Source organism: Marinobacter sp., from assembly GCF_048266785.1.
Lineage (GTDB): Bacteria > Pseudomonadota > Gammaproteobacteria > Pseudomonadales > Oleiphilaceae > Marinobacter.
This window is the reverse complement of sequence record NZ_JBLWYX010000006.1, coordinates 11,786-25,613: the sequence shown is the minus strand read 5'-3', so window position 1 is coordinate 25,613 and position 13,828 is coordinate 11,786. Positions and strand designations below refer to the sequence as shown.

The window sequence follows — 13,828 nt, the reverse complement described above, 5'->3', positions numbered from 1 at the left end:
ACGAAGTTGGACAGGCAGTAAATGGTTAAGGTTCATTAAATTATGTTACCGCTGCGGCTCCGGAGCTACCGTTTAGTGATCCGGAAGACGCTCTCGGTTGCGCCAATCAGGCCTTTACGTTTCATGAACGGATGGTCGCTGGCGAGGGTATTGGTAAGGATGTGCTGGATGTCGTAGTCGGCAGAATAAAGCTCCCGGACTTCGTCGTCGCTGACGTTGAAAGGCGGTGCGGTGATTCTGGTGTTGTAGTCCAGAGTAATGAGCAGGATCCTCGTGCCTTCGGGAATGATTGCCGTGAGGTGTTCCACGTAGGCCTTGCGCAAAGACGGGGGCAGGGCGATGAGAGCGGCGCGGTCGTATACCAGGCGGATATCTTTCAGATCATCGGGAGCCAGTTGAAAGAAATCACCGGCCCAGAGTTCCAGGTTTTCATGCCGGAAGGTGGTGAAAGGCTCGCCGGGATGAACCAAGGCTTTTTCGCCGGCCTCCGCAAAGAAATCCTTGCAGGCGATTTCACTCAGCTCCACGCCGATAACCGGGTGCCCCCGATCATGCAGCCACCACATATCATGGGCTTTGCCGCATAGCGGGACAAACACGCCTTCAGTGCCACCGCCAGAGAGCTCCGGCCAGTGGTCGTAAAGAAATTGATTGACGGAGCCTTCGTGGAAGCCGATTTCTTTTTTGCTCCAGCGCTCGTGCCAAAATTCGTGTTCCATGTTTTCCGTTCTCTTATTTGGACGTTTGCATCAGTCTACCTTAATCTCTGACGGTATTGACGAGGGAGAATAATATGAAATGTGTATTTCTTGATGCCAGCACGCTTGGCAATGATGTAGATCTGGCGCCTATCGAACGGGTTGCCGGTGATATTGTAAAGCATGGTGCAACGACATCGGCTCAGGTAACAGAGCGGATTCGGGGCTTTGATACCGTGTTGTTGAATAAAGTTGTGCTTGCGCGAAAGCACTTTGAAAGCTGCCCTGAGCTGAAAACCATCGCCGTTGTGGCCACCGGGTTGAACAATATTGACCTGGAAGCGGCCAGAGAGCATGGGGTTCGGGTGCTCAATGTGACCAACTACGGGCGTTCAACGGTGGCGCAGCACACCATGGCGCTGATGCTGGCGTTGGCAACGCGGCTGCTGGATTACAATCGTGATGTGCAGGCAGGGCGCTGGGCGCAAAGCGACATGTTCTGCCTGATGGACCACCCGATCATGGAGCTGGAAGGCCGTACCCTGGGTATTCTTGGTTACGGGGATCTTGGACAGGGTGTTGCCGAGCGGGCCAAGGCATTTGGCATGAATATCCTGTTGGGCGCACGGCCGGGGCAGCCGGCAGGTGAAACCGACGGTTATGCCAGAATCCCTCTGGACGAACTTCTGCCCCGGGTGGATGTTCTCTCGCTTCACTGCCTGCTCACTGACGAAACCCGGAACCTGATTGGTGCCCGGGAGTTGCAGATGATGAAACCGGATGCACTGCTGATAAACACCAGCCGTGGTGGCCTGGTGGATGAGGAGGCTCTGGCCCACGCGCTGCGTAACCGCGTTATTGGCGGTGCCGGATTTGATGTGCTGACCGAAGAACCACCGAAAAATGGCAACCCCTTGCTGGGAGATGATATTCCAAACCTGATCATTACCCCGCACTCGGCCTGGGCCAGTCGCGAAGCACGTCAGCGGATTGTGGGCATTACAGCGCAAAATCTTGCGTCGATTTCCTGATGATCCAACGAATAGCAGTTTGCAAAGGGTAACGGTTTGAAAGCACTTCGGCGTCTGGTTCTGGCAGTCATTGCAGCGATCTTTGTGTCAGGGTGCTCGTCATTCCAGCAACGTGATCAGCTGGCGTCGTTCAATGCAGCTTATGTCACCGGTGACTACAACGCTGCGTTGAAGGCTGTGAGCTTCACGGTGTCGGAAAACAAACCTGTCGATTCCCGGGAGCACCTGCTGGAACTGTTGCACCAGGGCGAGATGTACCGCCTGACGGGTCGTTATGTTGAGTCAGCCGAGGCTTTTGATCTGGCAGAAGCGGGCATGAAGTTTCTCGACACAGAGGGGCTGCTCGCACGTGCCTCGCAAGGGTTTATGGCCGTGATGGTGAATGACTCGGAACGCGATTATGAGGCGTTGATGTCCGAGGCCGTTCTGGTCAACACCTACAAAGGGCTGGCGTTCCTCGCTTTGGGTAATAATGACTACGCGAGGGTTGAGTTTAACCGGGCCGATGACAGGACCCGGCGCGCTGTTGATTACTTTCGAAAAGAAATCGCCGAACAGCAGGCTGCCCTTACAACTGCGGCCCGCAACGGGAACAGTCAGGCCTCCATGGTCCGCAGAAGCCTTGGGAACAGGAACTTTCAGTCCGCAGTTGATAGTCAGTATGGCGCACCTTCAAGCTGGTCGGTTTTTTCGGAATTTATCGTGCCTTCAAGCACCTATCTCCACGGCATCTACTTTCTGGCAAATGCCGCGGGCGGTGCTGACTATGAGCAAGCTGCGACCTCACTTGGGCGCGTGGCACAAATGAATCCAGGGAGCGCTGTGCTGCAGGCCGATGCAGACCTGGCGAGCAGCCTGGCTGCTGGCACTCAGAGCCTGGCGGGGTTGTCTCCCCAGGTCTGGCTTGTGTATGAGAACGGATTGGGGCCGGTTCTGAGGGAATCACGTCTGGATGTGCCGTTGTTTCTTATACACGGCAACCAGCAAGTGCCCGCCTATTTCGGAATCGCGTTACCTGTATACGCCGAGCGCTCTGCAGTGCCCGGGAATATTGGTGTGGCAGGTGATCGCGGTGAGGTGGTGCGAACCGAGCGAATCTCGGATATGGGTAAGGTTATCCGCACCGAAATGAAAGAACGCTTCTCCGGCGTGCTCGCCAGAGCCGTTACATCTGCGATAAGCAAAGCGGTTCTTCAGAACGAGGCCGCCGAGCAGTTTGGGCCATGGGGGCAGCTGTTTTCTGCTGTATTTACGGTGGCAACGACCCAGGCTGATTTGCGCAGTTGGCAGGCGCTGCCAGATCATTGGCAGGCCGCCCGCATCGATCGCCCCGACAACGGACGGCTGACACTGCTGGGTGAGCGGGGTGAGCTGTTGGGCACCCTGGAAATCCCACAACAACCTTTCACTCTGGTGTATGTTAAGCGACCCACACTGAAGGCACCGGCAACGGTCATGATCATGGATTTGCAGGGTAAAACCGAGGCAGCTTTTGCACGCTTGCCCGAGTAGCATGGAACTATAGGGTTTTTACAGATCAAGCAGTCAATACACCAGAAAAGCAGGACGTGCGTTATGAAATCAGTATTGTTAGCCGGCGTGCTGGTCTTTGGTCTTGCAGGCTGTGCTTTGCAGCCAGACGTCAGCAGCACAATGATCGACAGGCAGGAGCTGAAGGTAGATCCCGAAGTGATCTACACAACGGATGTGACAGAGCTCTTTCAAAAGCGAGTGACACAGCCCGGTGGCGATAGTCTTCTGCATGTGCAGTTTGCGGTGGAAGCGAGATCAGATACCGAGCTGGCGTGGAAAGTGACCTGGTTCGATGACAGCGGCATGGTGGTTAAAAGTGTCGGTGAGGGCTACCGCAAAGCGACCCTGCTAACCGGCCAGACTCGCTATTTCAACGCGACAGCTCCGCATTCCCGTGTCACCAGTTTCCAACTACACCTTCGTGAACCTGAATAAAAGGAGAATCCAATGTTGATACGTGTCCTTGCCATCTCCGTCAGCCTTGCTGTTCTGGCCGGCTGTGCCGCGCCCACCCGCTATATTGATCCAGCCGCAGATGATGGCCCAGTAGCGATGACTATGGATTACCGGGATTTTGAAAAAGCGGCAACCGATGCTGTCGAAGATATGCTCTCCAGTGGTGCTGTGAACAACCCGAACGGTGGCCGCTATATCATGGTGGTAAGCCGTATTACCAACGACACCATGCAACGCATTGATACCGACCAGCTCACCAAGAAAATCCGTGTCGCCCTGCTGCGCTCAGGGAAGGTTGTGACCACCACAGCGGTCGGTCTCAACGGCGCCGAAGATGCAATGAACATGAAAGCCCGTGAGCTGCGCGATTCCGAGGAGTTTGACCAGTCCGGCGTGCAGCGCAAAGGCACGCTTCAAGCGCCCGACATGAGCCTTTCCGGAAAAATTCTGCAGCGTAATCACAAGGTTGGTAAAGAGCAGCAGGTGGAGTATTACATTCAGTTGTCGCTGACAGAGCTGGCGTCCGGCCTGGCCGTGTGGGAAGGCGAAACGCCTATTATAAAGCGCGGACCCAACAAGTCCGTTTCCTGGTAGGGCCAGCTTTCCCCTCCCAGGCAAAGTAGGCCATACTGAATTTGCTTCGTATCCGTTACAGGGTACCTCCACCTTATATGGAAAACAGGATGTTGCGTGGCTTCTTTCCAATTTAAAGAACGCCTCCAGGCCGCTGAAACCTGGATTCTGGCAAACCCGAACCCTCCCCGCAGCTGGCCCTGGACTTGGCTGTATAAGGCAGGGCGCTCCGCTTATGCTCTCATGCGAGATGTCATCAGCGGTCAGCTAACACTTCATGCCATGAGTCTGGTGTACACCACGCTGCTCAGTATTGTGCCTTTGCTGGCTCTGAGTTTCTCAGTGCTGAAAGCGATGGGTGTGCATCAGCGTATGGAACCTTTCCTGTTCCAGTTCTTCCAGCCCATGGGCCCTCAGGGTGTCGAAATAGCTGAGCGCATACTGGGCTTCGTGGACAACATGAAAGTAGGTGTTCTGGGCTCTGTAGGTTTGGCTTTGCTGGTTTACACTGTGGTGTCGCTGGTGCAGAAAATCGAACGCTCGTTCAATATGATCTGGCGGGTGCCGGAGATGCGCTCTGTGGCGCAGAGGTTCAGCAACTATCTGAGCGTTATCATGGTCGGGCCGCTGTTGATGGTCTCGGCCATTGGTGTCAGCGCGACCATTTTCTCGTCTTCTTTTGTTCAAACGCTTATTGCCGTTGAGCCGTTTGGTTCGTTGATTATTGTGATCAGCCGTTTTACGCCGTTCTTTCTTGTGGTGGGTGCATTCACTTTCGTTTACGTGTTTATGCCCAACACTCGAGTCAAACTCAGGTGTGCGTTTATTGGTGGCCTGGTTGCCGGGGTTTCCTGGCAGGCGGGTGGGATACTGTTTGCGTCCTTTGTGGCTGGCTCAGCCAAGTACGCAGCCATCTACTCCAGTTTTGCGATCGGGATTACCATGCTGATCTGGATATACCTGAACTGGATGATCCTGCTTCTCGGGGCGAGCTTGGCGTTCTACCTGCAAAACCCGGGTGCTGTTGCCAAGCGCAGTCACGTTCAATTATCGCCGGAACTGCAGGAGAAGGTTGCGTTGGCCATGATGTGGCTTGTGGCGCGTCCGTTCAGTGAGGGCGCCAAAGCGCCTCAGCAGGAGGCTCTCGAACAAACGTTGCGGGTGCCAGGTGAGGTAACACGCGGTGTCAGTGACAAACTGATTCGAGCGGGTTTGCTTTCCTTGGCGGGCAAGCAGGGCGACCAGCTTGTGCCCGGGCGGGCTTTGGACCTGATTACGGTAGGTGACGTGCTTCAGGTGGTGCGCCACGATGAGGATCGTGTCGTTGACCGTTTGCCGCCGGTATTTCCTGCTGAATTGCTCAAGGGCGAGCGCAAGAACGAATCCACGACATTTGCGGCCCTGCTGAAAAATGGTGCCAGCTCAGAGGTTAGCCCCGAGCTCCCTCGATGAGGCCCGCCTTCAGGGCTGCGCGAACGCGGTTGGTCTGTTCCGAAGTAAGATGCACGATTTTAGCGAGGTCGTCTTCAGGCAGGTTGCGTTGGTGGGCATGGCGCAACACTTCGCGGCTGCCTATCACCATGCCGTCGCTCAGAGTGGTCTGTTCCTGATCCGGGGCAGGGCGCTCTGCCGCCATGAGGTAAGCATGGTACTTGGGCGGCAGGTTCCACTCGCTGGCAATCAGTTGGCAAGCAACCCACTGATAGCGCGTGAGTGCATGGCGAATCAGCGCAACGTCAGGTTCTCCAGCACCCGGCAGTGCCCGGCAAATGCGCTGGAGCTCCCGACGAATCGTTATATAGGAAAGAGCTGGCAGCAATCCGGCGGTAAAAAGTGCGCTCGCATCTTCGTTGCGAAGCTTGGCTATAAACTCGGCAGCACGCGCGCAGGTCAGGCCCCAAAGCCAGGCCCTTTGGGCAAACAGCGCTTCGCGGCTGTTGCGGGCGGCCATCATCGGACGCATAACCGCTGCAGCAATTACATTCCGGATGCCGTCCATGCCGAGAATAAACACCGCCTGGTCCACAGACTCAATGGTGTGATCTCCGGTGCGGAAATAAGGGCTGTTGGCAACCTGCAGGATCTGATCCGTTAAAGCGGGATCACCAAGAATAATCTGAGTCAGCTTATGACGGTCGGTGCCTTCATCCGAGAGTGCTTTCATCAGCATGGGCAGCGTCATGGGCTGCCTCGGCACCTCTTCCATCTTGTTGTCTGTAAGGCGGGTGTGAAGCTCTTGAAGTGCGGCGTTCGACGGGTTCAATTTTGCGCGCAAGTTTGAAGGCCCAGTGTCCAGAAGCCAGCAGAAAAGGTTTTCTTCAAGCTGCAGCGTATGGCTCTGCGCGTCTTTTGGTGTTTCACCTTGCCCGGTGGTTTTCGCAGGATTAAACAGCCGGGCCTCTGAAACCGGAGGAGGTGGCGGTTCTGCTGATTTGAAAAATCCTGCAATCCAGGATAAGAAGCTTGGCATCCGCTGCCTCCGGGTCAATCAGTCGTGAAAGAGTACGTACTCACACCTCCGCAGTATAGAGATCAGCCGCAGGCTTGCACAGGTTAACCCCCTTGCGGTTAGCAAACTGTTTACACCAGAGTGCCGCCGAATACGAAGACAAGTTGGCAGACACCCGCTGCGAAGCCAAGGGTCGCGCCTACCAGAATCAGCTTGATCTCATCTTCCTGGAAACAGGGGCGGAGCAGGTCCTGGAACTCTTCCGAAGAGAGCGCAATCATCCGCTCTACCATAATAGACTCAACAGCGCGTGCGCGGTCGGTCTCGAACACCGGATTGTTAAAGGAGGTTTTTGATATCTCGATGGCTTTTTCGCCCACCTGGTTTTTGAGTGAGGCAAAGCCGGTAGGACCAAATGCTACTTGGGTCAATGCCTTGCCCAAGCCAGCGGTTTCATCCACCAGAGGCTTGATGTGCTTCTTCACCATGTTGCGGGCGCGATCGCCTTTTGGGCCTTCCAGGATGGCGTTGATGATATTGCCGACGGTGAGGATTTCATGGGTCACTATGTGGCAAAAAGATTCGGCGACTTCCGGCTGCCGTTTCAGGAACAGCCCCTGAATGCGTAACGGACCGATCTTTTTCGCGTGTAAAGGTCTGAAAATAACGTTCAGTGCAATCCAGTTGGTTGCCCAGCCGACCAATAGCCCGAAGAAAGGCAGCACCCACCAGCTCTGGTAGAAGTACCAGGCAGCCATTTGAATCAGGCCGAATAAAAAGCCGAAGTAGAGGCCGGAGTTCACGATAAAACGGAACTCCGCGTCGCCGCATTCCAGGAAAATACGGTTCAGCAGTTGTTTGTCAGCGGCGAGGCGCTCGATCACCATACCTTTGATATCAAGAAGATCTTCGACGTTGTCGGATATGTCGTCTACCAGGTTGTCAACGAGTTGCGGTGTGGATTTGCGTACCCGGTCGTAGACTATTTTTCGCGCCGACGCAGGGAGGTTTTCCCAGAACGTGGGGTGTTCCCGGAGCATCAGTTCGTCGACGTACTCTTCGATACGAGGGTCAACAGAGTGGACAACGTGGGTGGCGAGTACTCTGGGGTCAATCTGCTGAAAAATTTCCCGCACAGTGCCGATTTTGGAGATGGTGGCGTCGACGCTGATGGCGGCCATTTTTCGGGCTTTTGAAGGAATAATGCCCTGCCAGCCCAGCAACGGCGGTTTGCCAACGAACTCCAGCGGGTAGAAGGTCATTTTGATGGCGAGCCAGTTGGTGGTCCAGCCAATGAGGGCCGCAATAACGGGGATGCTGAGGTATTGCCAGAATTCTGGGTTACTAAACAGGCTTGTCATCCGGGCTCGTACTCGCTTTTTTGATTGTGTCTGCGGGATGGAGCATGTGTGGAAGGTGGGGGTCTGTCAATGACTCGCCAGACCCTTCAGAAATGGCAGTGCGGTCTAGTGACCAATGTCTCCCCACAGCCAGTGGCAAAGAGCCATGGCTGCGACCGGCGCGGTTTCCGTCCTCAGAACACGGGGGCCGAGTGCGACAGGTATAAATCCTTCCTTCTCCGCCTGAGCAATTTCGTCTGCCGTCAGGCCGCCTTCCGGGCCGATCATCAGAGCTATGCTGCCAGGCTTGGCCATGGATTCCAGTGACTGTTCAGTGCGGTGGTGCAGCACCAGGCGCAGGTCGCAGTTTCGGCTGTGTTCCAGCCATTGGTCCACGGTCATAACCGGCAGGATCTCGGGCACCCGGGCGCGGCCACATTGTTCTGCAGCACTCACCGCGATGGATTGCCAGTGGCGCAGACGTTTATCCTCGCGGTCGCCTTTGAGTTTTACCTCGCAGCGGTCAGTGGTGAGCGGCACTATGCCGGTTGCGCCCATCTCCACTGCTTTCTGTACGGCGTAATCCATACGGTCGCCTTTGGACAGGGCCTGGCCAAGGGTGATTTTCAGCGGCGATTCCGTGGCGTTGGCCTCGGGTGCTCCCACAAGCACTGCTACGCGCTTCTTGCCCGCTTCGGTAATGGTGGCCAGGTAGTCCTGGCCGTCGCCGTTAAACAGCTTCAGCTCCTGCCCTGGCTGCATGCGCAATACGCGGCCAACATGCTGGGCAGCGTTTTCGTCCAGTTCAGCCTGAGATCCTTCGCTCAGTGGCGAATCGGTGTAGATTCTGGGGATGCGCATGCGTGTTTACCTTGATCAGTCCCTAACGGCGATGTCGATGCCTTCGGTCGCCACCTGAGCCAGATGGCGAATCTGATCTTCGGTGATGACGTAAGGCGGCATGAAGTAAACCACATTACCCAGGGGGCGAAGCAAGGCCTGGCGCGTGAGAGAGTGCTGATAAACGCGAACACCTCTGCGCTCCTGCCAGGGAAAAGGCGTTTTTGAGGCTTTGTCCTTCACCATTTCCACTGCGAGAGTCATGCCGTGCTGGCGGATATCCCCTACGTTGGGGTGATCGACAAGGTGAGCGACGGATTCCGCCATGCAGGCCGAAAGCCGGCGGTTGTTCTCGATAACATTATCATCCCGGAAGATATCGAGAGTCGCCAGTGCTACAGCGCAGCCGATGGGGTTGCCGGTGTAGCTGTGGCTGTGCAAAAAGGCTTTCAGGGTTTCGTAGTCATCGTAAAAGGCGTTGTAAACGGTATCTGTGGTCAGCACCACGGATAGCGGCAGGTAGCCGGCGGTTAGCCCTTTGGAAAGACACATGAAATCCGGGGTGATTCCAGACTGTTCGCAAGCAAACAGGGTACCAGTGCGGCCAAAGCCGACGGCAATTTCGTCTGCGATCAGATGCACGCCGTAGCGGTCACAGGCTTCGCGCAGTTTGGTGTGGTAAATCGGGTGGTGCATGCGCATGCCGCCAGCGCACTGGATCAGCGGCTCCACCACAACGGCGCAGATTTCCTCGTGCTTCTCTGCCAACAGCTTTTCCATGGCCTCGAACTGGCGCAGGGCATAGGCCTCGTCGGTTTCACCCTCTTCCTTGTTGTAGGCGTCCGGCGAGGGCGCGGTTAGCACTTCCATCAGCAATGGCTGATAGGTGTCCTTGTACAAAGCCACATCGCCCAGTGCCAAAGCACCCAGAGTTTCGCCGTGGTAGCTGTTGCTCAGGTTCACGAAATTCTTCTTCCCGGATTTGCCCTCGTTCTTCCAGTAGTGAAAGCTCATTTTGAGTGCTGCCTCTATTGCAGAGGAGCCGTTGTCCGCATAGAAACACTTGTTGAGACCTTCCGGGGTTACTTCAATGAGCCGTTCAGACAAGTTGACCACGGGCTCGTGGGTAAACCCGGCCAGAATGACGTGCTCAAGCTCGCCGATCTGTTTTTGAATCGCAGCGTTGATTCTGGGGTTGGCGTGGCCGAACAGGTTGACCCACCAGGAACTGACGGCATCGATAAACCGGTTGTTTTCGAAATCCTCCAGCCAAACGCCTTCGCCCCTTTTTATCGGCACCAGAGGTAACGTTTCATGGTCTTTCATTTGGGTGCAGGGATGCCATACGGACTTGAGGCCGCGGGCGACGAGGTCGGCATTGCGCATAGGGTTCTCCGGCAGGGCGATTGGTTCTGACGTGATAAATCGGCGGCTGTTAACCTTGAAGAATAATACAGTTAACAGCTATGGCTGACTACTGTGTCACGGGCTGGCTAACTCATGTAGAACACGACTGGGGTGGTTTTCTGAAAAGATATCGCCTGACGGTTGTCGTCAGCTCAACGATAAAGCCCCCGAATTCGAGGGCTTTAATCATTATGACCTAGTGCGCCAGCACTCTCGAGAGAAACGCCTGAGTGCGTTCGTTCCGGGGGTTGTCGAACACGTCGTCCGGCTTGCCTTGCTCCACAATCTGGCCTTCGTGGATGTAGATCACCCGGTCGGCCACTTCGCGGGCAAAGCCCATTTCGTGGGTGACGACCATCATGGTCATGCCTTCTTTTGCCAATTCGCGCATTACGTCGAGCACTTCACCGATCATTTCCGGATCCAGCGCCGAGGTGGGCTCGTCGAACAGCATCAAGCGCGGTTCCATGGCGAGGGCTCTGGCAATGGCAACGCGTTGCTGTTGGCCACCGGAGAGGTGGCTGGGGTATTTGTCAGCCTGGCTGCCGATACCTACCCGCTCCAGCAGGCGTTCTGCTGTGGCTTTCGCAACGGTTTGCGAGGTGTTTTTGACTTTCTGGGGCGCCAGCATGATGTTCTTTTTCACCGTAAGGTGAGGGAACAGGTTGAACTGCTGGAACACCATGCCGACTTCCTTGCGGATTTCCGCGAGGGCTTGCTGGTTGCCGCCTTTCGGGGCAAGCGCCTGGCCGTCTACTTCCAGGTGGCCGGATTCGAACTCCTCCAGGCCGTTCACACAGCGGATCAGGGTGGATTTACCGGAACCACTGGCGCCGATAATAACCACCACTTCGCCCTGCTCTACAGATAAATCGATATCTTTAAGGACATGCAGTTTGCCGAAGTACTTGTTCATGCCCTTCATTTTTACAATATGAGTCATGGGTCAGGTTCCTTCAGACAGAGGCCAGTCCGCGCCGTTCAACCAGGCGGAGAATCAGGGACAGTGAGAGGGTAATGGCCAGATACATAATCGCGACCACAAAATACACCTCAAAGGCAGTGAAGGTGCTGGCAATGTAAACCTGGCCCTGACGAACGAGTTCGCCCACGCCAATAACCGAGAACAGAGAGGTGTCCTTGATGCTTACAATGGCCTGGTTACCAAGCGGCGGGATCATACGCCGGAAGGCTTGTGGCCAGATGATAGACCAGAATGTCTGAGAGCGAGTGAGGCCCAGAGAAAGCCCGGCTTCCGCCTGCCCCTTGTCGATGGACTGAACACCACCACGTACCACTTCAGAAATGTAAGCGCCCGAGTTCAGCGCAATCGCGGCAATACCCGCGGTAAGAGGATCAATGGGGCCTCCGATCAGATCCGGCAGGCCGTAAAAAATAAACAGAACCTGAACCAGAATCGGGGTGCCACGAAAGATTTCGATGTAGGCCGTCGCGGGCCATTTCAGAAACCATTGTTTGTTGATGCTCAGCAGGCCAAAAATGATGCCGAGGGCAAAGCCAATAGCCAGGCCACCAAAAGAAATCATCAGTGTGTAGGGTATCCCTTTGATGAGGAAAGGGATGGAGTTGATGGCTGCTTGCCAGTCAAATTGGAACTGGGAATCCACAGTGTGCGTCTCCGCAGGGGTTGGGGGCAGAAGTCGCCAGGGCAATTAGCCCCGGCGCTACAAAAAAGAAAGGACCTGGCGGCCTCTTCAGCCTTTACATGCCTTCAGGCATCGGGCCAAACCACTTTTCGTAGATGTTTTTGTAGGTTCCATCTTCTTTCATTGAGGCGAGGGCTTCATTAACTTCGTCAACCCACTCACTGCCGTTTTTAAGCGCGATGCCATACTGCTGGCCTTCGTATAGTTTGCCAACGGTTTTGACCTTGCCTTCACCCTTGGTACGGGCAAAGTAGCCAACGTTCGGAGCATCGTAGAACACTGCGTCTACTGCGCCGGACATCAGAGCCATATACATGTCAGAGCTGCCTGGATACGGGGTTACACCGTCGTTTTTATCCAGGTTTTTCTTGAGGAAATCGTAACTGGTGCTACCAATCTTGGAGCCGATCTTCAGGCCTTCGAGGTTGGATACTTCTGTAACGTCGTTGTTGTCGGTACGGACCAGAATTCTCAGACCGGAGTCGTAGTACGGGTCGGAGAAATCAACGATTTTTTCACGCTCTTCGGTAATGGTAATACCGGCGATGGCGATATCCACGTTGCCTGTTTGCAGGGCCGGGATGATGCCGTTGAAGTCCATGGTGTTGAGCTTGTAATCAAAGCCCGCGCGCTGAGCGACTTCGGCGATGATTTCCATGTCGAACCCGATCATTTCGCCGGTTTCCTGATCCAACATCTCGAATGGAACAAAGCTGGGGTCGGTAGCCACTCGCAGCGTTTCAGCGCTTACGGCACTAGCCGCAACGGTAAGTGCAAGGCCGGTGCCCAGTGTTTTCAGCCATTTCGTGCTCATGCTTTCTCCTTTTCTTTCTTATGAGGCTCCGTTTGCCCGGTAAGGCAGGCCGGGAGGTTCACCGCTGGTGACCGCGATTCCCGGGGAGCATTAGTAGAACTGCATCACGTACACTCTAGACTATTACCCGGATGGACGCAGGAAATCAAAAAGCGATCTTCTCCTGATCACTGATCCCGAGATTTTTCCAGATGCTGATACTCGGCTCAGCCTGGTTCAGAGTATAAAAATGCAACCCCGGCGCGCCCGCTTTCAACAGCTTTTCACACATCTCAGTGATCACTTCTTCACCAAACTTGCGGATGCTTACGGTGTCGTCGCCATAGGCCTCCAGCTGCTTGCGAATCCAGCGCGGTATTTCTGCACCGCACATGTCGGAGAAACGCACCAGGCTGGAGAAGTTCACGATGGGCATGATGCCCGGCACCACCGGAATGGTGACCCCAAGCTTTTCCAGCCGGTCGATGAAATAGAAGTAGCTCTCCGGATTAAAGAAGTACTGGGTAATGGCGCTGTTGGCACCAGCCTCCACCTTGCGGGCGAAGTTTTTCAGATCTTCTTCAGCGTTGCGGGCCTGGGGATGGAACTCCGGGTAGGCCGCTACTTCCAGATTGAAGTGATCGCCGCTGTGCTCACGGATGAACGCAACCAGCTCGTTGGCGTAACGCATCTCGCCGGAAGCACCCATACCGGAGGGCATGTCACCCCGAAGGGCAACAATCCGGTTGATGCCGTTCTCTTTATACACGTCCAGCAGCTCAGCAATCTCTGCCCGCGTACCACCGACGCAGGAGAGGTGCGGTGCTGTGGAAATGCCCTGCTGGTGCAGGTTGAGCACGGTTTCAATGGTGCGGTCCCGGGTGGAACCGCCCGCACCGAAGGTGACCGAGAAAAAATCCGGATTCACCCCGGCAAGCTGATCGCGCACCACCTGGAGTTTTTCCTTGCCCTGGTCGGTCTTGGGCGGGAAAAACTCAAAGCTGAAGCGGCGTTTGAACTGTTTCTGGGATTGCATCTTGT

General features: G+C 55.3%; 14 protein-coding genes. 5 read left to right on the top strand and 9 right to left on the bottom strand.

Going from position 1 to position 13,828, the window contains the following annotated elements:
- Window positions 1–65: 65 nt before the first annotated feature.
- Complete coding sequence (gene tmpT, locus ACN0V1_RS10470; protein WP_417544942.1) at window positions 66–719, bottom strand: thiopurine S-methyltransferase; 654 nt, start codon at window positions 717–719, stop codon at window positions 66–68.
- Between the two features lie 74 nt (window positions 720–793).
- Here tmpT and ACN0V1_RS10465 point away from each other — a divergent pair, with 74 nt between their 5' ends.
- From ACN0V1_RS10465 to ACN0V1_RS10445, 5 genes are all read left to right on the top strand, one after another.
- On the top strand, window positions 794–1,729 hold the full coding sequence (locus ACN0V1_RS10465; RefSeq protein ID WP_417544941.1) for a D-2-hydroxyacid dehydrogenase: 936 nt from the start codon (window positions 794–796) through the stop codon (window positions 1,727–1,729).
- Window positions 1,730–1,765: 36 nt separating this feature from the next.
- Window positions 1,766–3,241, top strand: coding sequence for a COG3014 family protein (locus ACN0V1_RS10460; protein ID WP_417544940.1), 1,476 nt, complete (start codon window positions 1,766–1,768; stop codon window positions 3,239–3,241).
- Between the two features lie 63 nt (window positions 3,242–3,304).
- The gene (locus ACN0V1_RS10455) at window positions 3,305–3,697 is read left to right on the top strand and encodes a YcfL family protein (RefSeq protein WP_417544939.1); all 393 of its coding nucleotides are present in this window, start codon (window positions 3,305–3,307) and stop codon (window positions 3,695–3,697) included.
- A 12-nt stretch (window positions 3,698–3,709) separates the two neighbouring features.
- A complete protein-coding gene (gene lpoB, locus ACN0V1_RS10450; RefSeq protein WP_417544938.1) occupies window positions 3,710–4,312 on the top strand; it encodes a penicillin-binding protein activator LpoB in 603 nt (200 codons plus the stop codon).
- A 96-nt stretch (window positions 4,313–4,408) separates the two neighbouring features.
- Window positions 4,409–5,743 (top strand): YihY/virulence factor BrkB family protein, encoded by a 1,335-nt coding sequence (locus tag ACN0V1_RS10445; RefSeq protein WP_417544937.1) that lies wholly within the window; start codon window positions 4,409–4,411, stop codon window positions 5,741–5,743.
- On the opposite strand, the gene ACN0V1_RS10440 is transcribed toward ACN0V1_RS10445, so the two are convergent.
- The 8 genes from ACN0V1_RS10440 to metF all read right to left on the bottom strand — a co-directional run bounded on the left by ACN0V1_RS10440 (window position 5,721) and on the right by metF (window position 13,823).
- Entirely contained in the window at window positions 5,721–6,761 is a 1,041-nt protein-coding gene (locus tag ACN0V1_RS10440) for an HDOD domain-containing protein (protein ID WP_417544936.1), read from the bottom strand. The genes ACN0V1_RS10445 and ACN0V1_RS10440 overlap by 23 nt on opposite strands.
- 110 nt (window positions 6,762–6,871) lie before the next feature.
- Window positions 6,872–8,101 (bottom strand): hypothetical protein, encoded by a 1,230-nt coding sequence (locus ACN0V1_RS10435; protein ID WP_417544935.1) that lies wholly within the window; start codon window positions 8,099–8,101, stop codon window positions 6,872–6,874.
- A 105-nt stretch (window positions 8,102–8,206) separates the two neighbouring features.
- Complete coding sequence (locus ACN0V1_RS10430; protein ID WP_417544934.1) at window positions 8,207–8,941, bottom strand: 16S rRNA (uracil(1498)-N(3))-methyltransferase; 735 nt, start codon at window positions 8,939–8,941, stop codon at window positions 8,207–8,209.
- A 15-nt stretch (window positions 8,942–8,956) separates the two neighbouring features.
- The gene (locus tag ACN0V1_RS10425) at window positions 8,957–10,306 is read right to left on the bottom strand and encodes an adenosylmethionine--8-amino-7-oxononanoate transaminase (RefSeq protein ID WP_417544933.1); all 1,350 of its coding nucleotides are present in this window, start codon (window positions 10,304–10,306) and stop codon (window positions 8,957–8,959) included.
- 217 nt (window positions 10,307–10,523) lie between these two features.
- Window positions 10,524–11,270, bottom strand: a complete 747-nt coding sequence (locus tag ACN0V1_RS10420) for an amino acid ABC transporter ATP-binding protein (protein ID WP_417544932.1) — start codon at window positions 11,268–11,270, stop codon at window positions 10,524–10,526.
- A gap of 13 nt (window positions 11,271–11,283) precedes the next feature.
- Window positions 11,284–11,955 (bottom strand): amino acid ABC transporter permease, encoded by a 672-nt coding sequence (locus ACN0V1_RS10415; RefSeq protein ID WP_144778098.1) that lies wholly within the window; start codon window positions 11,953–11,955, stop codon window positions 11,284–11,286.
- Between the two features lie 94 nt (window positions 11,956–12,049).
- Window positions 12,050–12,808, bottom strand: coding sequence for a transporter substrate-binding domain-containing protein (locus ACN0V1_RS10410; RefSeq protein ID WP_417544931.1), 759 nt, complete (start codon window positions 12,806–12,808; stop codon window positions 12,050–12,052).
- Window positions 12,809–12,953: 145 nt separating this feature from the next.
- Window positions 12,954–13,823 carry a methylenetetrahydrofolate reductase [NAD(P)H] gene (metF, locus tag ACN0V1_RS10405; RefSeq protein WP_417544930.1) on the bottom strand — a complete coding sequence of 290 codons (870 nt, stop codon included), beginning with the start codon at window positions 13,821–13,823 and terminating at the stop codon, window positions 12,954–12,956.
- Between the last annotated feature and the right edge of the window lie 5 nt (window positions 13,824–13,828).